General features: G+C 41.1%; 18 protein-coding genes and 1 pseudogene. 9 read left to right on the top strand and 10 right to left on the bottom strand.

Annotated elements, in window-relative coordinates; translation table 11 throughout:
* Nucleotides 1-21 precede the first annotated feature (21 nt).
* From glmS to hisS, 8 genes are all read right to left on the bottom strand, one after another.
* Complete coding sequence (glmS, locus tag BLP52_RS07410) at nt 22-1,851, bottom strand: glutamine--fructose-6-phosphate transaminase (isomerizing) (RefSeq protein ID WP_091709846.1); 1,830 nt, start codon at nt 1,849-1,851, stop codon at nt 22-24.
* Nucleotides 1,852-1,867: 16 nt separating this feature from the next.
* Complete coding sequence (gene glmU / locus BLP52_RS07405) at nt 1,868-3,085, bottom strand: bifunctional sugar-1-phosphate nucleotidylyltransferase/acetyltransferase (RefSeq protein ID WP_091709845.1); 1,218 nt, start codon at nt 3,083-3,085, stop codon at nt 1,868-1,870.
* Between the two features lie 190 nt (nt 3,086-3,275).
* Complete coding sequence (locus BLP52_RS07400) at nt 3,276-3,734, bottom strand: 30S ribosomal protein S15 (RefSeq protein WP_091709844.1); 459 nt, start codon at nt 3,732-3,734, stop codon at nt 3,276-3,278.
* Nucleotides 3,735-3,958: 224 nt separating this feature from the next.
* A complete protein-coding gene (locus BLP52_RS07395; RefSeq protein WP_091709843.1) occupies nt 3,959-5,134 on the bottom strand; it encodes a DUF7284 family protein in 1,176 nt (391 codons plus the stop codon).
* A gap of 40 nt (nt 5,135-5,174) precedes the next feature.
* A complete protein-coding gene (locus BLP52_RS07390; protein WP_091709842.1) occupies nt 5,175-5,681 on the bottom strand; it encodes a hypothetical protein in 507 nt (168 codons plus the stop codon).
* Nucleotides 5,656-6,285 carry a hypothetical protein gene (locus BLP52_RS07385; protein WP_091709841.1) on the bottom strand — a complete coding sequence of 210 codons (630 nt, stop codon included), beginning with the start codon at nt 6,283-6,285 and terminating at the stop codon, nt 5,656-5,658. The genes BLP52_RS07390 and BLP52_RS07385 overlap by 26 nt, the downstream gene beginning before the upstream one ends.
* Entirely contained in the window at nt 6,285-6,776 is a 492-nt protein-coding gene (locus BLP52_RS07380; RefSeq protein ID WP_091709840.1) for a hypothetical protein, read from the bottom strand. The genes BLP52_RS07385 and BLP52_RS07380 overlap by 1 nt, the downstream gene beginning before the upstream one ends.
* On the bottom strand, nt 6,773-8,008 hold the full coding sequence (gene hisS / locus BLP52_RS07375) for a histidine--tRNA ligase (protein WP_091709839.1): 1,236 nt from the start codon (nt 8,006-8,008) through the stop codon (nt 6,773-6,775). Before hisS ends, BLP52_RS07380 begins: the two co-directional genes overlap by 4 nt.
* A 341-nt stretch (nt 8,009-8,349) precedes the next feature.
* On the opposite strand from hisS, the gene BLP52_RS07370 reads away from it, so the two are divergent.
* The 4 genes from BLP52_RS07370 (at nt 8,350) to BLP52_RS07355 (ending at nt 14,068) form a co-directional block, all read left to right on the top strand.
* Nucleotides 8,350-12,378 (top strand): DUF7286 family protein, encoded by a 4,029-nt coding sequence (locus BLP52_RS07370; protein ID WP_091709838.1) that lies wholly within the window; start codon nt 8,350-8,352, stop codon nt 12,376-12,378.
* A 9-nt stretch (nt 12,379-12,387) separates the two neighbouring features.
* Entirely contained in the window at nt 12,388-12,984 is a 597-nt protein-coding gene (locus BLP52_RS07365) for a sarcinarray family MAST domain-containing protein (protein WP_091709837.1), read from the top strand.
* A 546-nt stretch (nt 12,985-13,530) separates the two neighbouring features.
* On the top strand, nt 13,531-13,689 hold the full coding sequence (locus BLP52_RS14515) for a hypothetical protein (RefSeq protein ID WP_162272953.1): 159 nt from the start codon (nt 13,531-13,533) through the stop codon (nt 13,687-13,689).
* 46 nt (nt 13,690-13,735) lie between these two features.
* On the top strand, nt 13,736-14,068 hold the full coding sequence (locus tag BLP52_RS07355; protein WP_091709836.1) for a hypothetical protein: 333 nt from the start codon (nt 13,736-13,738) through the stop codon (nt 14,066-14,068).
* On the opposite strand, the pseudogene BLP52_RS14690 reads toward BLP52_RS07355, so the two are convergent.
* Nucleotides 14,058-14,327, bottom strand: a pseudogene (locus BLP52_RS14690) (IS5 family transposase); the annotation flags it as partial. The gene BLP52_RS07355 and the pseudogene BLP52_RS14690 sit on opposite strands and share 11 nt — an antisense overlap.
* A gap of 110 nt (nt 14,328-14,437) precedes the next feature.
* Between BLP52_RS14690 and BLP52_RS07345 the strand changes: the two are divergent.
* On the top strand, nt 14,438-14,884 hold the full coding sequence (locus BLP52_RS07345; protein WP_091709835.1) for a hypothetical protein: 447 nt from the start codon (nt 14,438-14,440) through the stop codon (nt 14,882-14,884).
* A 127-nt stretch (nt 14,885-15,011) separates the two neighbouring features.
* The gene (locus BLP52_RS07340; RefSeq protein WP_091709834.1) at nt 15,012-16,310 is read left to right on the top strand and encodes a TrpB-like pyridoxal phosphate-dependent enzyme; all 1,299 of its coding nucleotides are present in this window, start codon (nt 15,012-15,014) and stop codon (nt 16,308-16,310) included.
* Nucleotides 16,311-16,392: 82 nt separating this feature from the next.
* Here BLP52_RS07340 and BLP52_RS07335 read toward each other — a convergent pair whose 3' ends face one another.
* On the bottom strand, nt 16,393-17,307 hold the full coding sequence (locus tag BLP52_RS07335; protein ID WP_091709833.1) for a mechanosensitive ion channel family protein: 915 nt from the start codon (nt 17,305-17,307) through the stop codon (nt 16,393-16,395).
* 284 nt (nt 17,308-17,591) lie between these two features.
* On the opposite strand from BLP52_RS07335, the gene BLP52_RS07330 reads away from it, so the two are divergent.
* The 3 genes from BLP52_RS07330 (at nt 17,592) to BLP52_RS07320 (ending at nt 22,252) form a co-directional block, all read left to right on the top strand.
* Nucleotides 17,592-19,076: a DUF2193 domain-containing protein gene (locus tag BLP52_RS07330; protein WP_238380755.1), complete on the top strand. Its 1,485-nt coding sequence runs from the start codon at nt 17,592-17,594 to the stop codon at nt 19,074-19,076.
* Nucleotides 19,077-19,126: 50 nt separating this feature from the next.
* A complete protein-coding gene (locus BLP52_RS07325; protein WP_091709832.1) occupies nt 19,127-19,876 on the top strand; it encodes an MIP/aquaporin family protein in 750 nt (249 codons plus the stop codon).
* A gap of 123 nt (nt 19,877-19,999) precedes the next feature.
* Entirely contained in the window at nt 20,000-22,252 is a 2,253-nt protein-coding gene (locus BLP52_RS07320; protein WP_091709831.1) for an ATP-dependent DNA helicase, read from the top strand.
* Nucleotides 22,253-22,277 lie beyond the last annotated feature (25 nt).

Raw genomic sequence — 22,277 nt, 5'->3', positions numbered from 1 at the left:
TCCTCTCTAAAAATAAAATGATTATTCAACGGTCACACTCTTTGCAAGGTTCCTTGGTTTATCAATGGAACATCCCTTTGCAAGTGCAGTGTAATATGAAAGCAACTGCAGTGCAACCGAGGAAAGTACGGGTGAGAGTAACTCATGTGCAGGTGGCACACGTATAACCACATCTACATACTTGTCAATTTCCGTATCATCATCATCTGCAACCGCAATAACCGTTGCATCACGTGCCTTTACTTCCTTGATATTGCTCAGTATCTTCTCATAAGTGTGACCTTTAGTGGCTATGGCAACGACCGGTGTCTCATCTGTGATTAGTGCCAGCGGGCCGTGTTTAAGTTCGCCTGCTGCATAACCTTCAGCATGAATGTATGAGATTTCCTTAAGCTTCAAAGCTCCTTCCAGAGCTACCGGGTAATTCAGGTAGCGTCCAATGAAGAAGTAGTCCCTTTTATCAGCGAACTGCACAGCACATTCGTTAATTGCTTCCTTCCTGCTGAGCACTTTCTGTATCTGTCCGGGAAGCTTTTTAATGCCAACTATAAGGTCTTTTGCCTCATTGGCACTGATAACTCCTCGTGTTCTTCCAAGATTTATCGCAAGCATATAGAGTGCCATAAGCTGGGCTGTGAATGTCTTTGTTGCAGCAACTCCTATCTCAGGTCCGGCTCTGGTATAGAGCACACTATCTGATTCCCTTGTGATTGTACTCCCAACTACATTTGTAATCGCAATACTGCGGCATCCGTAAGAGGCTGAACTCCTGACCGCTGCAAGAGTGTCGGCAGTCTCGCCGGATTGGGTGATTGCAATTGTAAGTTCCTCTCCGCAAAGAACCGGATTACTATACCTGAACTCGGATGCGGTTTCAACATCAGTATGCAGGCCTGCAAGTTTCTCAAAGAGATATTTTCCAAGAATACCGGCATTCCAGGAAGTTCCACAAGCTATAATTGTGGCTCTTCTTAGCCTTTTGACCTCGTCAGGTTTGAGATATATCTCTTCAAGTGTGACAGTTCCTTCAAGCTCAGAAAGCTTACCTGCAAAGGTGTTCTGTATGGAAGTTGGCTGCTCGTGAATCTCCTTGAGCATAAAGTGTTCATAACCTGCCTTCTCTGCAGCTTCAAGATCCCATTCTATTGTTTCTGTGTCTCTTGAAACAGAGTTTCCTTCAAGGTCATAGATCTCTATTGAATCGGGCCTTAGAAGACCGACCTCATTATCGTTTATGAATATGACTTCTTTTGTGTGCTTCAAAAAAGCAGTAACATCAGATGCAGCATAGTTACTTCCATTTCCAATTCCTATTACCAGAGGGCTGTCTTTCCTTGCAAATGCTATTAAACCCGGATCGTTGTTGCATAAGGCAGCAATGGCATATGATCCGTCAAGTTCTTTTACGGTTTTAGCAAGACCATCCAGCAGACACATTTCGCTATCACAGTTCATATTGAAATGTAAAAGATGTGCAATGACCTCGGTGTCTGTGTCTGATTTGAACTCATATCCCTGTTCGATTAGTCTTTCCTTGAGTTCTAGGTAATTCTCAATTATACCGTTGTGAACAACTGATATGTCTGATGATATGTGAGGATGAGCATTTCTTGTTTCAGGTTTTCCATGTGTTGCCCATCGAGTGTGGCCAATACCCACATTTCCGGATACATTTTCAGGAATAACTCCCTCAAGGTCCTTTATCCTGCCTGCAATCTTATATGTTTCAAGTTTTTCATTAAATACAGTTACACCGGCAGAGTCGTATCCTCTGTATTCCAGCATCTTAAGAGATTCTAGCAATATAGGTACTGCCTGATTATCCCCAATATATCCAACTATTCCGCACATTTTTATCACCCTTACCTTAATTTATAAGTGCATTTGTTGGTACGTCCTCTGAAATTGTCTTTCCGGAACTGATGCGACAGTTGGATGAAACCATCTTTCCGGCACGGACAAGTACATTTCCGCCAATATCCGTATCATCACCTATGACCGTTCCAAGCTTTCCGGCTTCATGAAGCTCATTTTCAAGAATAATAATCAGCTTCTCACCCTCTTCTGTGATGAAGTTTGGACCTGTTGTAACATTGCTTCCTACAACGGAGCTTGATATATTGCTGTGGGTACCGATACGGATATCATTCATCAGTATACTATTTTTTATGTATGTGAATGATGCAACTGATACGTTATTACCAATACTTGTGGAAGGCAATATGACTACATTTGGACCTATGTCGCAGTTGTCACCAATTACAACCGGTCCAACAATGTACGATCCGGATCTGATGGTTGTGTTCCTGCCTATGGAAACACTACCTTTTATGCTGACACTATCTTCTATTTTTGCTTTTGAAATGTCAGTCTCAAAATCTCCCAGAACAATTGTATTTGCTTCAAGCAGATTCCAGGAATAAGCTGCATCAAGCCATTCAGCGTTTGTTATTGCAGTTGTTACGGGCATTCCTTCATCGATCATCATTTGAAGGGTATCTGTTATTGCGTACTCACCAGTTGTTGATATGGAAGTCTTTTCGATCATGTCAAAAATATCACTCTTGAAAAGATAGATACCTGTATTGATAAGGTGACTTACAAGAGTCTTTGGTTTTTCAATGATCTCAACAACTTTTTTTCCTTTTGCAACTATTACTCCATATCCGCTGACATTATCTTTTTTGCATGTGAGTAATGTTGCATCACCTTCTTCTCCAATTATCAGGTCCGCAATAGCGTCTGGTCCTATTATATTGTCTCCATTCACGACAACGAACTTTTCATCATCCTTTCCTATTAGATCACGTGCCTGAAGAATGGCGTGTGCTGTCCCTATCTGTGCTTTTTGTTCTACATACTTAATTTTCACACCAAAATTGATCCCATCTTCAAAATAGTCCATGATGCGCTCTTTTTTGTAACCGACAACCAGAATTATCTCTTTAATATCATTTTTAACAAGAGCATTGATGATATGTTCAAGAATAGGTTTGTTTGCCACCGGGAGCATTACTTTTGATCTTGTGAGTGTGAGAGGCCGGCATCGTTTTCCTTCACCGGCTGCAAGTATGACAGCTTTCATGGCATATAATGCTCTTTAAAACAATTTATAAGTTACCTTCATAAGTGTTTTAGATAACTATGGATTTCTACACCCAAATGAATTCATTTACAGAGCTACAACTAAGGCAGCGTTAAATCCAATTAAAAAAGAGAAAAGTTTTGTTTGACTGATTGGCCAAACAAGAGTTTATAATTTAATCTGAAAATGCTTATCTGGTGATCAGCATCTCAGCTGTTTCTGGCTTGTATTTCCAGTCAGCTGGAAGAACCTTTGCGGACTGGTAGTATTTTACCAATCTTCTGATCTTGGATTCGGTGTTCTGGAGAGCACGTTTGTTGTGTACATCCTTGTGGTTGTAGCTCATGTGCTTCCTCATTCCGATTGCCTTTACGATAAGGTTGTAGAGATCTTCAGGTACAGCGAACTTTTCACCGTTATCTCTGAGGATCTTTGTAATCTTTTTACCGGTTGCGATCTTAACGTCAGGTACACCATATTTGTCCCTGAGAATCATTCCAATCTCGCTTGTGCTTACGCCCTGCTTCCAGAGGTCTGTAACCACGGTTGTTACTTCTTCGCTGGTCATTGTTGACCATGAAGGTGCTTCTGTGCGAAGTGGTCTTGTAGGTCCGGAGTTTCCTTTCCTACGGGTGTGCATTTTTGCCATTAGCTTCCTCCTGATAATTGTAATTTGAGTTTTGATTTAATTAGTTCTACATTGAATTTAGATGGAATTCAATATAGATGATGTTTTGATCCTTATCGAACTCTTGAACTTGGGAGTCGGTTCGATAAAATATTAATGTGATTGGCGAAGTGCTACCAATGAAGAGCATCATGTAATATATATGTTATGATTGCAGGACTACTGGAAATAATGCATTCCTTCCTTCACCAGATCATTATTATAATATCCGCACCACCAGGATTTGCGGTCCTGTATATCTTTGAGAGTTGTGTATCTGCAAGTTCAATTCTGCTGCTGTTATCAGATGCATTACATATGAGGGCAACAGTCTGGTCGATATCATCACTCTGGCTCGCAAATATATGCTCTGATATCAGGTTAGTATTTTTCTCTTTGATAAGGTCATGTGCCATATTCACAAAATCCAGACTGATACTTTGTTCTTCAGTTGTCAGTTCAACGTTAAGTCCGTACAGGTCTTTTACAGTGTAGTTCACGCAACCAAGCGCACTCTTGATGATCGGACTGCTGTAATTTGCATTATCCGGCCCTGCAATGCATGCAAGTTGCTCGCTGTCTATGGATATCTCAGTTCCATTAAGTGATGACAGGTATTCATACGGAAATACGATATCTGTTATTATATCAGAAGCTCCTTCAGATGCTGTAATAATACTTGAGTTGAACATGTTATGAAGTTCTTTGTCAGCATCTGGTGAGTTCACAGAAGCATAGATATTGCTTTCATTGAATGGCTGACATATTTCGTCTCTAGTTACAGTATATGTCACAGGAACCGATATCCTGGCTTTCTGTTTAATGGCATCCAACGGAGCTGTTTCACCTACTACTATGTCGCTGTGTATATTGTATCCTGAAACAGGTTGCCAGTGTGCCTCAAACCTGTAATTGTATCTCTGTCCTATAGTCCTTTTGAGATGTTCTTCGATAGCTTTTTCAGTTTCTATTCTCTGCATCTTTGTCATTGGATTCAGAGGTTTTTCAGTGCCGTTCTTTTCCATGACCAGACCAAGCACAAGGCCTTCGGCTACAAGGTCTGAAAATGTACGATGTTGTTGCTCTTTTGCAAATAGTGTATCTTCGGCATTTCCAAGAATTGAATCTTCCGATAGATTCACATCAATTCCAGCAAGTTCGGCTGGTTTTACAGTATACTCAAATTCTTCCAGTGTGCTGCTCATTATTGTGTTCATGAGCTGGGTATCCATATCCTGTGCAGATGAATAGGATGCGGAACGATACTGCTCATCCGCAGCAATAGATGGAAAAAGTATTACAGCAGAGACGGATACCAGTACGAGGAACAAAATTGCATCAATGCTGGTAGAAAATCCACTATCATCGTCTATAATTCTCATTCATAATCACCGTTTTTTATTTCGTTTTCAGGGTCGACTTTCAACTCCATCCGTTCTGCACAAGTTTCACGGTTATCGTCCCGGGTTCACAGCGTGCATTGCTTCCAAGTTCTATCACAACAGGTACTGATGAAGCTATTACATCTCTCCCGTTCAATGCAGTATTTCCCTCACTGATGATCCATTGATAATTACCGTCATCAGTTCGTACCTCTACATAGAAATCAAGGTTTGATGAAAACCGGTGGAAGAACATGTAGTGTGATTGCGGGTCTTGTGAAGGATTTGCCAGCACCTCCAGTGTATCTGCAGAAATTAGTTCCTGCCTGCTTCCCTGAAGCGGCGGGTAGGATGCAATATCACTTGCTATCATTGCAGCCTGTTCATAGTTCTCAAGTGCCTGGGAGTTGCCGTTGAATGCGATGAATGTCTTTGAAAGGATCGCAGCAAATACAATAAAACCGATAACAACAAGAGCAGTGGCTATGATGTCATTATTTGGTTCGAGAAGTGCTCTCTCATCACTGGTAAACGAGGATATATTCAAGTCCGTTCACCTCGCTTCCGTCTGTAACAAATACTGTTGTTTTCTGAATATGAAGCTCTTTACTTGTATTAAGATAAAGCTCTCCAGTTCCTCTATCAGCAAGAAAATCAGTTACGTCAGCGTATGGAAAAGCAGAGTTAATCGGCTGGCTGCTGTTGCCATCTGCACCGAATGTTCCTGATAGTAAATTGCGGAATTTATTGGGACTTAGAGGAAGTGTCCTGTAACTTAGCTGCCTGGCAGCTGAGATGTCTCGTCCGTTCTCTGTTAAAGTGCAGAATATATACTCACCGCTGACCGATATGTTCAGTTCGTTTCTCTTGCTTAATTGCTGTTCATAGCTTTCAGGATCAAATGTAATGCAGTTGACAGAATTATCTGAACGGGATGATCCTGCCGAATCTATGTTTGAAGCAATCTCTGTGGCTATGATTTCCAGTTCATCTTTTCTGACAAGGTCTGCAGAGCTGCCTGCAAGGCTGTAAACTGCTGCAAGTATTATCAGAGTAGCCAGTATTAATGCCGTTTTTGAGAGCAGCAAGTCTATCCAGGCAGAATCATCCGTGATCAGATGGTTAATGCCAACTTCTTTTCGTTCTTTCATTATGGTTGCGACTTATCACTAAGTGCAATAAAAATTTTTCCATTTTGATCGCGGACACTTTCAAGAGTCAATATGTGAGATCCTGGATTGAGAATAAAACTGTCATTTAATGTGGAATTAGAATAAGATGCAGATGACTCTCCAATGATCTGCTTCCCATTAATCTCAATATAATAGTTATCGGCATCTGAGGGCCAGGCATCTTCATTTTCAGGAAGCGCTCCAAATATGATCTCCACACCTGAAGGAACGTTCACATCAAGGGTAACAATGCTGCCTGAACCTTTTGCCGACATTTGCTCGGCATTTGATTCAATTTCAGAAATGATGGTTTTGGTGGTATATGTTTGCTCACTTTCAATTAGAGAGGAAACGGTACCTGACATCAATAGTAATAATGCTCCTATTGCTATTACAGCAACCACCATTCTCATGGGGAGGGCGTCTGCTGCCCTCTCGTTCTTCAGAAAAGTTCCGGAAAAGCGGTTCATTTGTTTGTGAGTTTTGTAATGACTTCGTCGATGACCAGGAGTTCCTGTTCACCGCTTACCATATCCTTTAACATTACCTTTCCGGCTTCAACTTCCTTCTCACCAATGATAATGACATGCTTTGCACCAATATTATTGGCATGTGATAACTGAGCCTTGAAGTTCCTCTTCATCAAATCATTGTAAACAGGCATGTGTTTCCTGAGTTCATTGGCTGCTTTTATTGCATCCAGGCGTGTGCTATCTTTTGCAATGATTACAACAGGTACATCATCAGGTGTTTCAAGTTCACATACTTCCATTATCCTGTCAAAACCAAGACCGAAACCTGTTGATGGGACATCTCCGCCTCCAAAGAGCTGGATAAGCTGGTATGAACCGCCGCCACATACCTGGTTCTGGGCACCGAGTCCTTCTGCGTAAATCTCAAAAACAGTTCCTGTGTAATAATCAAGTCCTCTGGCAATTCCAAAGTTGATTGTATATTCCACTCCGTAGGCATCCAGCATGGTAAGAAGTTCTTGGAAGTCATCTATTTCAGGAAGTTCTCCCAGAATATCTCTTGCTTTTGCAATTGCATCATTGCCGGTGAGTGAGATAAGTTCGATAAGTTTTTGACGAAGGTCGGCAGGAGCGTTTATTTCTTCAAGGAAGTTATCAAGTCCTTCATAATCTTTCTTGTCAACAAGTCTCATTATTTTGCTCTGGTTCTCGGTTTCAAGAACACTTAGAAGATGCCTGATAACTCCAAGGTTGTTTACGTTCAGGTCGCCTTTTATTCCTACAGCCTTAAGCATCTCTGTTGCAAGGGCAATTACTTCGGCATCAGCATCCATTCTTTTGCTGCCTATAAGTTCGACTCCAAACTGCCAGAACTCTCTGAAGCGTCCCTTCTGTGGTCTCTCGTACCTGAAACAGTTTTCAAAGTAGAATAATTTCAAAGGCTGTTGATATGCCTGCATCTCATTGACATACATCCTCATTACAGGTGCTGTAAGCTCGGGACGCAGTGTCATTTCCCTGTCGCCTTTGTCAGTGAAGTTGTAAAGCTCTCCGATTACACCTTCGCCTGATTTAAGGGTAAAGAGTTCCAGGTTCTCGAATGTGGGTGTGATTATTTCACTGAATCCCCAGTTTTTAACTACCTGGCGCAGTATGCCTTCTACATATCTTCTTTTCCTTGTGTCCTCCGGGAGGAAATCACGTGTGCCTCTTGGTTTAGTGATCTTCATTTTGTGCCAACCTGATAAGTGTGAATTGTAAATATTGAATGTTTGAATTCTGTAAACAGCTAATGCTCAGTTATTGCTGAGAAAGCTGAATGGATAATTACAACTTTCAGTTAATTATGTCTGCTAGTATAAATGTAGTATATTTTACAGTTTCGATTAGTTTCGGTATATCTGAGCAAATCCTATCATGAACAAATATTCGATTTTTGATTTTATTCTCACACAAATGAATATAGGATGTCAGTTATAAAATTTAAGCTAAAATAGAATAAAATAACAAAGTTTAAATATTCTTCTTACCTGCAATGTCCAGCTCATAAAAGCTGAAAAAAGGTTAGTCTATGATATCCGATCCCGCAAATGAAAAACGAAGCTTTAGCCAGGACACCCGGGCTTATATTCCCTTTGCGGTGATCGGTATATTCATTCTGCTTTTTGCTGTGGTTGCATCGATATACCTGACAAAGACTGACTATGCGCTGGCAGAAGTTATACACAATACGGATACTACAGATATGGAAAAGACTGCAGTGGAATTTGCTTCATCTGACCTTGCACGCTGTCTTAACTACGCGGGCATGGAAGCTCTTGCATGGCAGGGAGAACATCCTGTCATAAAACCCGAGGATCTTGCTTACGAACAAATTGACTCTGACGGTTTTTCCATTGAGCCGGATAACAGGAATGCAGAACCCGGAGATACTATTCAGGTTAGCGTAAGTCTTCCGTCTAATGTGTTAGAAGCTATATCATGCCTGTTTTCTGACAAACCAAGAACTTTGATCCTTAAAAGTGGCTCAGGGGCAGTTTACCAGTCCATATCCTATGATGAAACCCATTCGTTCTGGACATGTTCTGAATTTGAAGAGGAACTAGTCATTCCTGCAAACGCAGAATACGGATATGCCTATCTTGTCCTTGAGTACGATGGCGAGGAGAAAGCGGTGAACTGGTTAAATGTAGGCAGCAGTCCACTTAAAGATATTACAGCGGAGTATTTCAACGAATATCTAAGTACATCATATCAGGAAAACCAGCACACTTTCAACAATTATGCTATCAATATCGATCCTGATGTGTCTCCTTTGCAGATCAGGATAGATATGATCAACGGTACGCTCAAAAGAGAGATCAGCAGGTCTCCAACAGATGATCCGGGATATCCTGTATATTATACAATGACCGTTGAGAATCTCAATTACACCATTGTGGATCTCACAGACAATAGAACAAGAGCCGGTTCCATGAATGTGAGTGCTCTCATAACATCCAGGGAACCTTTACTTGAGGAACTGGTAAATGAATATAAAAATGAACTTAATGGTGGAATCACATCGGATATTGTGCTTGGAGCCACCAACATCAGGACTTTTATCTATGGTCCGTGGCAGCATTACCTGAATGGCCCTCTTAATATCGTAACCGGTCCGTCATTAGCAGCTTCTGTGAATGCAGGTACTCTCTATACACAGAAACGTGTTTTCGATTCAGTAGACCCCTGGGCTTTGACCTACACCACATATTACAATGGCAAAGTTCTCTATGAAGACGTGAAAAAAGGCACGAGTTCATATGAAGATGATTCCGGGAAAAATATCAGCACAACATACGATGAGCTGTCAGAACATGGGACATTCAACATAAGTGTTGAACAGGGTGTCAATGGATCTATGAAAGAAGCCAACATAACAATGGAAGAAGTTGTCAATAATTCTAAGATCATTGTCTCTGTTTCCAATTTCACCAATGAGGTTTACAGTAACTGGGTCTACAATGATGATGAATGGAACGATGCCTATCCTGACCTGCTGCATGATGTAACTCATGAGGTTTACAGTGGCACGGTACAGGGCCAGGTTTACAGGGATGGATTTGATACAGCTATTCCTTATGGCTTGCAGTCTGGTCCTACTACCTATGATTCTGTTTCATACAGTGGAAAAGATATAACGTGGAAAGGCCATTATCCGGTTAAGATATCACATACATGTGCGCTGGCATCTGATTACGAGTGGAATGGCGTTATTGATCTGGATCATAAGATAAGTCTTACTCCATCATCCCATAGCTGGTATTTTACTGATGTAGATGTTGACCATGTTTCAACGGATATAAACTGCGACAGTGTGGACGTTTCCTATGCTTATCTGGGTAATGACAATCTGCTTGACTCTGAACGTACGGATGGCTATCTCTCATGGGAAAACCATAGTTTCGACTGGAGAGTAACGTACAATATCAAACTCAGGATCAAGACGTCCTGGAAAATCGATTATACTTATCATTGGTGGTATAATACATATAATTCCATGACGGGATCCTTTACTCATCACTCCGGCGATTCTGGCGGTTCGGTGAACAGGGTACTCACGGATAGTTTTTCGGTTCCCCATACTCAGACCGAGACAGAGAACATAACTATTGTCTATCACCAATACCTGCCTTCTGGTGGTTATAATGGTTTAGTTTCCTCTTATGATGCAGGAAGTGCCAATGATTACAGGAACATTACCGTAATCGTCAACGGCCTTCCGGAATATGATCCCGGATGCAGTGATGCGGCAGATAAGTATCGTGATCGGCATGTGAATCTGGCTGAGATTGAAAAGGGATACAACACTTACAGTGACGGAACTTACCTTTCTGATGAGAAGGTCTATTGCGATATTCCTTCATGGCTTCATAAGAACATGAGCCGGGAAATGGAGAGCATGTTCAATGCCATTAATACTGATAATCCTACAAGGGAAGTGTACTTGCTTGGTGAGAATCTGGGGAAGAATCCAACCACATTGATTCAGGAGGCTTCACTTGACCTTGCTGCTGAAATGAAAGCTTCTTACAAACGAGATTCTTTTATTCAACAATCTCAATATCTGGATTCAGGTCAGTTCAGTACCAGTAGTGATGCATGTCGTGCAATTTCAAAGAATGAGGCTTATGACCGTTTGCTCAAGGAACTGAAGGAACGGAACAAAAATGTAGAAAATTCTTTTGAGGAATATATCGACAAATCTTTTGAACAGGAACAGGGACATTCTCTTCTTGATCTTGTGCAAAATAAAGTATCAACAGATGTTATCTTCAACAACCCTGCCATGGATAAAGCTTCAACAGCCCTGGCATCTGAAATGGGTATTATCGAAACAATGGAGGTAGTAGGAATGCCCAATAGCAAGTACAACTGGACCGAGAATATGACAATAGTTGTGGACCAGTACCCTGATTATCTGTACCATGACCCGGATTTTGATCTCCAGAATCAATACAAATGGGAGGATGCAACAGGAAAAGCAGTCTATCCACTAGCAGTCAGAAATGTATGTGTTTTTTCCACAGGCATAGGTGATGATATTGCAGGAATGCTTTCGGAGGCTTCCGAACCACTAAAAGATATGGTCTCTCAATCAATGAGCCAGAGTATTTCAGATGCAAATGCTGAGATTGATTCCCTTCTTGAAGATCTTGCAAGCGACAGTACTGAACTTGTCACAAACGGAGTCTCAACGGATACCACTTTTATTGAACAGAACCGCAGCAAAATGATGAGTGAATACAGCGATGCCATCAGGGAACAGGTTCCCACAGCTATTGTTGATGAAGTTTCCAGCGACCCGGTTCTAAGCACCTGGATCAGCGAAGATGACGTGAGAACAATCACAGAGACTTACCTTGACTCGCTTTCCGATGAGAATATAGTGGATATGGCTTCCGATAACACGTTACAGGATGAGATTCTGTATCGCATCAGCCTGAAAATACAAACTGATAATCCAACAATAGATTCTGATGAAATGGATGCCGTTCTTTACCGGCTTGAAGCTGATCTGCGTATAGGAGTATCAGAAGGCATCTGCAAGTCAATTGAACTATGCCAGGACACCATAGATCAGTGTTTTGAGAACATCAACAATGAGTTACAAAACAAACTGGACGAATCAAGTGAAAAACTTACAGGTCAGCTTGCCGAAAAGATCGAAAAGAGACTTGAAAAGTCCCTGGAATATGTTCCATGTGGTCTGCCTGTGCTTCCGCCGAATTGGGTGTGTACTGTGAATGTGTGGGAGTATGATGTGAAAGGTGCGTACAAAAAGTTCGAAGTTATTGATAATGACAATGAGTGTATTTTCAATCCATATTTCGGACACGATGCACAGAGTTACATTCGAAAAAACGAGAGGATTATCCATCCTACTAAAAGAAACGAAAATGGAAATTTGGTTGCTATTGGAAGAAACCAAGAAGTAACGTTTGATTTTTCAGGCTATGCAGCAACTATAGTAGGTCCTGGTGCAAAAGGCGTGGGAGATAAAATTGGTGAAAGAGATGAAAAATCAACGGCTTACGATTATTTTGAATCACAATTTTGAGGAAAGAATATGTATAAATTGATTATTGCATGTACCGTTTGCTTTTTAGTATTATTTTCTATGCCCGCATCTTCAGAAAGTTCCAATCTTAAAGTTGATATGTACTATAATGACCAATTGTATCCTGGTGCATCAATTCCAAAACCACTGTTAAAAATTGGTGAACCATTCAAATTAAGATTTGAAGTGACTTGTTACAAAAAGAACTTTCTTTCTGTTATGTTAACATCTATTGGGGAAAACGATTTTGATATTATAGAAGGCCCAACACCAAGGTTGGGGTCATTTACAGATGAAGTTATGGAAGTAAATGAAACAAGAGTATTTGAGTGGACTGTTGCTCCAAATGAAGAATGGGCTGGTGGAAGTGCACCTATTGATTTCTTCTACCAAATGAACGATTTAAACACAGCTAAATTAATTACAAGTGGCGAATTCACCGCCGCCTACGTCACAATATCCGAAGAGTACTACGATGGTCCTTCAACACCTAAGGAATCCACAGGTGAATCATCTGGTGACAGTACTTCTCCGACTACTCCGGCATTTACTACGCTGTGTGCTGTGCTCGCATTGGTTGTTGTAAGTGTGTATAGGAAAAGATGATTTGCAAGAGTCTTTCAGATTCCGAGTTGATTTTATTGTACTCAGTCTTAATGAGTCGGGTAAAATGGGTAATAAAGACTTTATCAGAACTGGAAGTTATTTTCTAGGGTCAAAACATTCGGAAGCTAAGAAGGTTACTGAGGAGTTTAATTTATGGATAAACAAGAAAGTTCCCTACAAGAAGTAGTCTGTTATGTGGAGTTATACTCTGTTATTAAAAGCAAGATAATTAGCTAAATATCTTATTGATAAAAGGAAATTGTATAGATTTTTGTAATCCCGCTTATATTGAGGAGATCCAAAATTTATAAGAATTTATAACAATGCTCGCTACAGTAAATTATTTAAAAAGTAATATCTATAACTGACATTATTATTCTAATGTTTACTTTATGAAAAATTACTTTTATGAAGGTATTTGATTTGAAATATATTCTAAAAATAGGAACTATTATGTTAATTTTTGTGGCATTGATTGCTTCTGGTTGTACAGATTCTAGTACAAATCAGGTAGAAAAACAACAAGTAGTTGAAGATGGGTCTAAAATGAATGAAGAAAGCAACGAAACAAATGCATCGTTTGATAACCCGGAATCATCAGTCAAACTTGAAACATCTGAAAGTATACAAACTCCAGAGCCAATGGGTAATCCTGAACTCAGAATCATGTCAACATCAATGACAGATAATGTGATACATATATAGAGTTATTAATTCAGGTGATGCTACTGCAAATGATGTGTACTGTGGAGTGGTTGGTGTCACTTATAATTGGAATTTCCATCCTGGGGATTTCCCAAATAAAGCACAGATATTTGAAACTGTTGCATATGAGGCTTTGACAAATGATAGCTCTTCTTATAATGCGGGACTGGTGGATTACAATAGTCCATATCAACAAGAATATACTGGACAAACTACACAGAAGGAATTAATCGTGGAAGGTAAATTGCTTCATCGGTATTATGTTGGTGATTTGAATCCCGAAGAAATAAAAGAAGCTGAAATGACAATTAATTCTAGATATTATGACTACATCAAAATCACATGGACTGAAGACAAAGAAATATTTACTATATATTAACACTCATCAGAAAGTTGATGCTTAAAATTAATTGGTTTATTGGTTCTGTAGAAATCCTTGTTTGAATAATAAACACAACCTTGACATACCTGTCAAGGTTGTGCACTAATTGCTTCAATTTTACTTTTTTTGATTGCTTATGATAACGTTTTGCCTTTACTTCTTCCCCATATTTCTTTTTCAGGACAGAGAACATCGTTTCGACCAAGTTTCTATTATGATATAATTCATTGTCGAATTCCCTCCCATTTTTTCTACGGAGCCCAATTTTCAATAAAGAATAATATATGATTACTCTGTTACTTTATTTTTCAACTAATTTCAGATATATTTATAAACGATATCACTTCAATTGTTTATGGTGGTTGAATGCTGGAAAGAAAGTGTGTGGTTGCACTCAATGTATTTATTGTAATATTGATAGCTATTTTACTGTCCGGTTGTACTGAAAATGGGGCCGAGACTGAGGAAATTATAGATACACTCGAAAGTACTGATGTTGATTCATTTTCCATTGAAGAACAGTATGGAGAATCTGGAGAGACTATCCTAGTTCCTGATGGGATTCAGGTAACAGATTGGAAAATTGCTGTTGACAGAATACTGATCACGCTTGAAAACACTGAAGCATCGGGGATTTACATTAACAAGATCTCTGCGGATGTATCCTTTGATGATGATATGTCGACTTTCAGGCATTATGAAGCTTCTATGAATGCTGAATTAGGTCCGGGTGAGATCAAGGTTATTTCCATAAGGATACACAAGTTCAGTGATTGGGAAAAACCAAATCTAAAATCGATAGAAGTAAGCTGATTAATTAATTCAGTTATTTGTTATTTTATAGTAAATTCGGCTTTATGCATAAATCAAAAGCATTAAATATCACTCTAATGTACTTTGATATACATCAGAGACTCTATTTTTTACAGAGGTATAAACTATGGACCATACAAAGATATTACTTGACGAAAATGAAATGCCGAAACAGTGGTATAACATACTTGCAGACATGCCGGTAGAACCACCACTGAACCCTGCAACCAATGAGCCGATGAACCCTGCGGACCTTGAGCCTATATTTGCAAAGGAACTCATCAATCAGGAGATCAGCTCCAAGAAATACATCGATATTCCTGAAGAGATCAGGGAAATATACACTCTCTGGAGACCATCACCTCTGCACAGGGCACACAGGCTTGAAAAGGCATTGGGAACACCTGCAAAGATCTACTACAAGAACGAAAGTGTCAGTCCCGCAGGAAGCCACAAGCCAAACACTGCAATCGCACAGGCATACTACAACATGAAAGAAGGCACTGAAAGGATCACAACAGAAACAGGTGCAGGCCAGTGGGGCAGTGCATTATCACTTTGCTGTAATTATTTTGATATCGAATGTAAGGTCTACATGGTAAGTTCAAGTTACTACCAGAAACCATACAGAAAGTCACTTATCAATCTATGGGGGGCAAAAGTAGTCCCATCCCCGAGTCCGGACACACAGTTTGGAAGAAAGATTCGTGAAATGTACCCTGACACAACAGGAAGTCTAGGAATAGCCATCAGTGAAGCTATTGAGGATGCAGCTCTTAACGACAACACCAAGTATGCACTGGGCAGTGTCCTTAACCACACCAGTCTTCACCAGACAGTAGTCGGTCTTGAGACCCAGGCACAGTTTGACAAGACAGAGGACTATCCTGATATCGTGATCGGTTGCTGTGGCGGTGGAAGTAATCTTGCCGGTGTAAGTCTGCCATACATCAGGGACAACCTCGCAGGCAAGACCAATACAAGATTCATAGCAGTCGAGCCATCCGCATGTCCAACACTCACATCAGGTGAGTTCAAGTATGACTTCGGTGACATGGCACAGATGACACCTCTCCTTAAGATGTATACACTCGGTTCAGAATTCATACCACCAGCAATCCATGCAGGAGGTCTCAGGTACCACGGTGCATCACCAATTATCAGTAAGCTCGTTGCAGACGGAATCATGGAAGCAACCTCATATCACCAGGTAGAAGTATTTGATGCAGCAGTAACATTTGCACGCAGCGAAGGAATTGCTCCTGCTCCTGAATCATCACATGCTATTAAGTGCGCAATCGATGAAGCACTCAAATGCAAGCAGACCGGTGAGGAGAAGACCATCCTGTTCAACCTCAGTGGACATGGTCACTTTGACATGGGTTCCTATGACAAGTACTTCAGCGGTGAGCTGAGCAACGACTAAATTTTGTTCTAAAAATCTAAAAAAGTGTGGCATGGGTTCATGCCACAAATCCTGTTTTTATTGAAGAGCTCAATTACTTCTTTCATACAGATACTTTTTCTTCCTCTATTGCGGAGACTTCTGCCTGCAGATCCTTCTTGTACACAATGGTACGGTATGGGAATGGTATTTCAATTCCTTCGGCATGAAATCTCTTTTTGATTGCTTCCCTGATGTCGCATCCGGTGTCATAGGCAATATCCCTGTCATCGACCCAGATAAGTAGCCTGAGAATAACCGCAAAATCTCCAAGTTCCCTTACACGAACAGTAACAACTTCCTCTTTCTTCATATCAGGGTGATATTTCTTGATCTGGCTGAAAGTCATGGTGTTTGAGTGTTTTCTTGCCTCACATATCATAATCTGTCTTGCCTTATCAATATCCGCATCGTAACTGATACCAATATCAATTGGCCAGTTGACTGTTGGATCTTCGATGGACCAGTTGATGATTGCGTCCTCACTTATCACACTGTTAGGAATAATGAGTCTCCTGTTATCCCATGTCCTGACCACTGTATGCCTGAGTGTGATATCAGTGATCCTTCCGTATTCATCTTTGATGGTTACAAGGTCTCCCACTCTGAAAGGCCTGAATGCTGCCAGAGAAATACCGGAAATGATATTTGACAGCGTACTTTGTGCTGCAAGACCAAGAACAATACCTGCAAAACCTGCACTGGCAAAAAGAGTAATGGAAAGAGTCTCAAGTGAGGGTATAAGGTTAACGACAATCATTATGCCGATGAGATATATCGCAGCAACTACAGTGTGTCTTACAACCCTGTAACTTGTAAGGTCTACATTCATCTTTTTGCTTACGATGTTGAATTGCCTTATAAGTAACCTGTCAACGAATCTTGCAAGAAAAATAGTAAGTAATATAATTATGATAACGACTAGCAGGTTAACAAGCTTCCATGTTGCCCATTCTGGTATTGCTAAAATGTCAGTCATATAACCCTGCAACATATTAGTAACTGAATAGATATGAGCTTATTGTTACTTTTAATAAAGTTTCGACAACATTTCTTAAGTTTCGAAATCTTTATTATGTATAGTCTCAGATTATTGTATGGAGTGAATTAACATCCTGATGAAGGAGTGTTGTTTGGGAAAAACAAGCATGCTTAGCGGTAGCTAGATTGTTTGTCATTTATATATTTTTAAACTATTATTTGAATTTGATTGAACACTTCTTTCAGGTCTAGTTGTCACTTTCAAGAACAAAAGGGGCTAACATGACTAATATGAATGAAATATACGACAAAATGGCAACAGAAGCCATGAATGCACAGAAAGCCGTCGTCAGCACCATCAATAAGAAGCGAGGTACCGCTTTTAAGGTGGAGGATGCAAAACCCTATGTTGATGCCGTTAACAAGATGAAACCGAAGGGCAATCAGTGTAAAGAAGTGTTTGACCTTCATGTCAATTCAGTAAATACGCATTATGAAGTCCTTTCCAGCTTAACGGATAGCGTAAGGCCGGAGGATGACCCATTTGTCGAACACTATCAGACACCACCTATTCTTGATATCTTGTATGAGGAGGATCCTGCATTCAGGGCATCAGTGGAAAAGTTCATTGACAAAATAGGGAGATCAGAAGCTCTCATCGGTAAAGAATCCATCAGAAGGTATGGTGGATTCTATGGTCCTACCTGTGTTGTAGACTTTGCTTTTGTCCCGGGAAGTACAAGCAATGTAGTCAACAGGATACTTCAGAAAACAGATATTCCCGTTGACCATAAACGAGCAATCCTTTCTTCAAAATCATGGGGTATGAACACATCATATGGTATTGGTGCAAAATTCCAGATGGCAATTGAAAATGGTAAAACTCCTTCTGAAGCCATAAAAGAAGAAATCGAAATGCTTCAGATGGTATATGATTCACCCATGGCTGCCCAGTCCAAGCTCATGGATGAGGCAGGGCACATATCCTTTGACGTAAAGAAGTATATGAGTGAGTACAAAAACAGAATGAAGAAAACTGTCAAAGCTGCCATGGATGCAGATGTCTTCTACGGAAACATCGTTACTGTTCCTGCATATGGTGTTGGTGATGTTGCCCATCATATCTCCCAGTCAATGTTCAACATGACAAAGGACGATGTCGTGATGGCAGTCATCAATGCCGTAACTGAAGTTATGGATGGCACAATGAACAATGCCATGGGCAAGTTCAAGGACGAGTATTCACCACTGACAATTGCAACTGATGCCGCCGCTGCCGCCACCACAAAGATTCTCTGGATGGATGGCTTTACCACAATGATGGTGCTTGATCTGCTGGTCAAGAGATACCACAACCTTGTACTCAACAATCCAACAAGAGGTGCGGCAGCCGAACTCCACAATGTCGACTTCATCGATCTTATCGAAAAGGGAGAGCGCATCATAGATCACAAGCCAAGGGGTATGGGTGGCATGGTTCAGGGTATACCTGTTGACCTGAAACCTATAGAAAAGAATGAAGTTCTCAATAACCCGCAGCGTTATACATATCCTGCATGCGCTATCACGGTCAGGTTCTCAGCCCTTATGCGTCTGGCTGATTTCCCATGCCTGCTGACAAGTGAGCCTGTAACAGCTACCATGATGACAAACATCATAGCCCTGCACAAGACAGAGCCTCATTCACCTGCACGTACCTGCAAGTTCTGTGCAGCCAACTACTTCGACTACAAGTGCAAGTACTGCAACTGGACGGAGGCAGTTTGATCACAGGTGTGCCTTTCTAAGGCACATTTTGTCTTCAGGTAGGTGATTTCATGTCAGAACCGGGTCTGTTAAAGAGATCCATCGCTGAATTGATCGGGACCTATGTGCTGGTATTCCTGGGAACAGGGTCAGTCGTCACAACCGTTCTGCTGATCCAGGGTACAGATTCAATACCTGGTAATAGTTTTAACGTGGGTATTGATATCGCAGCATGGTTTGCTATAGGCATTGCTTTTGCCATAGCGATAATTGCAATGATATATGCCTTTGGTCATATCTCGGGAACACACATCAATCCGGCTGTAAGCATTGCATTATGGGCAACAGGACGTTTCCCTGCAAAGGATATGGTTAGTTACATCGTATTTCAGCTGGTAGGTGCAAGTCTTGCATCCTTCACCATTGTTGCTATTCTGGGAAGCAGGGCTGTTGCTACAGGTCTTGGTGCCACAGCAATGTTCGATGGTGTGAGTTACGGTCAGGCTATACTCTGTGAGGCGGTTGCAACTTTCTTCCTTATGCTGACCATCATGGGTTCAGCGGTGGATAAAAGGGCACCTGCAGGTTTTGCCGGACTTGCAATAGGACTAGTTGTGGCTGCAGATATCATTGTAGTGGGAAACATAACTGGTTCATCGCTAAATCCGGCCCGTACCTTTGGTCCGTATCTCGCGGATTTTCTTATGGGGGGTACGAATTTCTGGTGGCAGTTCCCAATTTATATCGTAGGACCGATAGTTGGTGCTCTGGTTGCAGCTTTCCTCTATGATTATGTGGCAGAGGCAAAAGAAAATAACTGAAATTTGGCAGCATTTTTGCTGCTTTCTCATTTTTCTTTTTTGCATTCAGGATGCAGATAATTCTGAATATTCTGGAAAGGACAATTTTAATTAGACATAACCCTCTCTTAAAACAGAGTTATCATGAAGATCGAATCCCTGGAACTGCCGGAAGCTGTTATACGTTTTTATCTTGATTCTGGCATAGAAGAACTCTATCCACCACAGGCTGAAGCAATTGAAAAAGGCCTTCTTGAAGGGAAAAACCTGCTAGCTGCGATTCCTACAGCTTCGGGAAAAACACTTCTTGCCGAGCTTGCTATGCTAAAGTCCATATCAAACAGAGGAAAGGCTCTCTATATCGTTCCTCTGCGTGCACTTGCAAGTGAGAAGTTCGACCGTTTCAGAACATTCTCATCAGTATCAGTAAAAGGAGAAGGAAACGGAGGTCTGAGGGTTGGCATATCCACAGGTGATTTTGAGTCAAGAGATGAGCGGCTTGGTTCCAATGATATTATAGTTGCTACATCTGAAAAGACGGATTCACTTTTACGTAATGAGACTTCCTGGATGCAGGAAATAACCACAATTGTGGTTGACGAGGTGCATTTGCTTGATTCGGCCAACAGAGGTCCGACACTGGAAGTAACTCTCACAAAGCTCATGAAGTTAAATCCCGGATGTCAGATAATTGCTCTTTCAGCAACTGTGGGAAATGCTTATGAGATAGCTGACTGGCTGAAAGCAAAACTGGTGCTCAGTGAATGGAGACCAACACGCCTTCAGGAAGGGGTCTATCTTAATGGAAACATAAATTTCCATGGCTCACAGAAACGTATTGTATCCAGGACAAAAGATGAGGCTGTTAATGTGGTGCTGGATACACTGGAAGAAGGTGGTCAGTGTCTTGTTTTTGAAAGCAGTAGAAAGAACAGCGTCTCATTTGCTAAAAGAGCGGGCACAAAAGTAGCTGAAATTCTTGACAAACCAACAAGGAAAGCACTTGATGAACTTGTGGAGGAGATTATAGAGAATGGTGAGACCGAAGCAGCCAATGAACTGGCAAAGTGTGTCAGAAATGGAACTGCTTTCCACCATGCAGGACTTAATTCTGCACATCGCAGGATTGTGGAGGATGGGTTCAGAACTAACAAAATAAAAGTAATTTCCAGCACACCAACCCTTGCAGCAGGACTCAATCTTCCTGCAAGAAGGGTGATCATCAGGAGTTACAGGCGTTATGATCCCAATTATGGTATGCAGCCAATCCCTGTGCTGGACTATAAACAAATGGCAGGTCGTGCAGGCAGGCCGCACCTTGATCCTTATGGGGAATCTATCCTTATCGCAAAATCATACAATGAAATGACAGGGCTTTTTGACAATTATATTGATGCTGATGCAGAGGATATCTGGTCCAAGCTTGGTTCTGAGAATGCATTGAGAACTCACATCCTTTCAACAATAGTCAATGGTTTTGCAACAACAAGGGAAGGTCTTCTGGAATTTATCGAAGCCACGTTCTTTGCTCACCAGAACGATACCTGGGGGATCATGGATGTTGTAGATGAATGTCTTGATTTTCTGAGAAATCATGGTATGCTAGAGGGTGAAGATACTCTGCTGCCGACAGTTCTTGGAAGACTTGTTTCTACTCTCTACATCGATCCTCTTTCTGGTGCTTACATAGTAGAAGGTCTTAAAAAAGCTAAAGCTGAGTATATCACTGATATGACCCTTCTGCATTTGATATGCAAAACGCCGGATATGAGACAGCTCTACATGAGAGCCAGCGATTATGAAGTGATCAACGATATTATTATGGCTCGCAGCGAAGAGTTTGTGGAGGTCCCTCCAAGGTCAAAGGAAGTTGATTACGAATGGTTCATGGCAGAAGTGAAAACTGCACTTCTGGTAGAAGATTGGATCAAAGAGAAATCCCTTGACCAGATAACAAAGAAGTTCGGTGTTGGTGAGGGTGATGTCCATGCATTTTCAGATATTGCAGAGTGGCTCATGCATTCCACTTCAAGACTTGCAGGACTTATTTCTCCTGAAATGTCAACAGATATTTCCAGCCATGTTGCATTGCTGGAAAAAAGGATACACTACGGAGCCTCATCCGATCTTATCGAGCTTGTAAGCATCAGGGGAATTGGTCGTGTGCGTGCACGTAAGCTCTATGACAGTGGACTTAAAACAGTGCAGGCTATCAAAAGCTCGGACATTGATACTGTTTCAGAATTGATCGGCCCCAAAACTGCCAGAAAGCTCTTTGAGGAACTTGGCATTGCTTCTGGATTAAGACCATCTGGCTCAGGTGAAGGACTTAAATCAGGAACAATGAGTTCGCTTATGGAAAGAGAGCAGAGCACTTTCAGTGACTTTGAAAAATAGGCTATTGTTCTTATGGCTGAATGCA

The organism is Methanolobus vulcani (assembly GCF_900100715.1).
GTDB classification, from domain to species: domain Archaea; phylum Halobacteriota; class Methanosarcinia; order Methanosarcinales; family Methanosarcinaceae; genus Methanolobus; species Methanolobus vulcani.
Note: the sequence above shows the minus strand (reverse complement) of the source record. Positions and strands in the feature narration are given on the sequence as shown.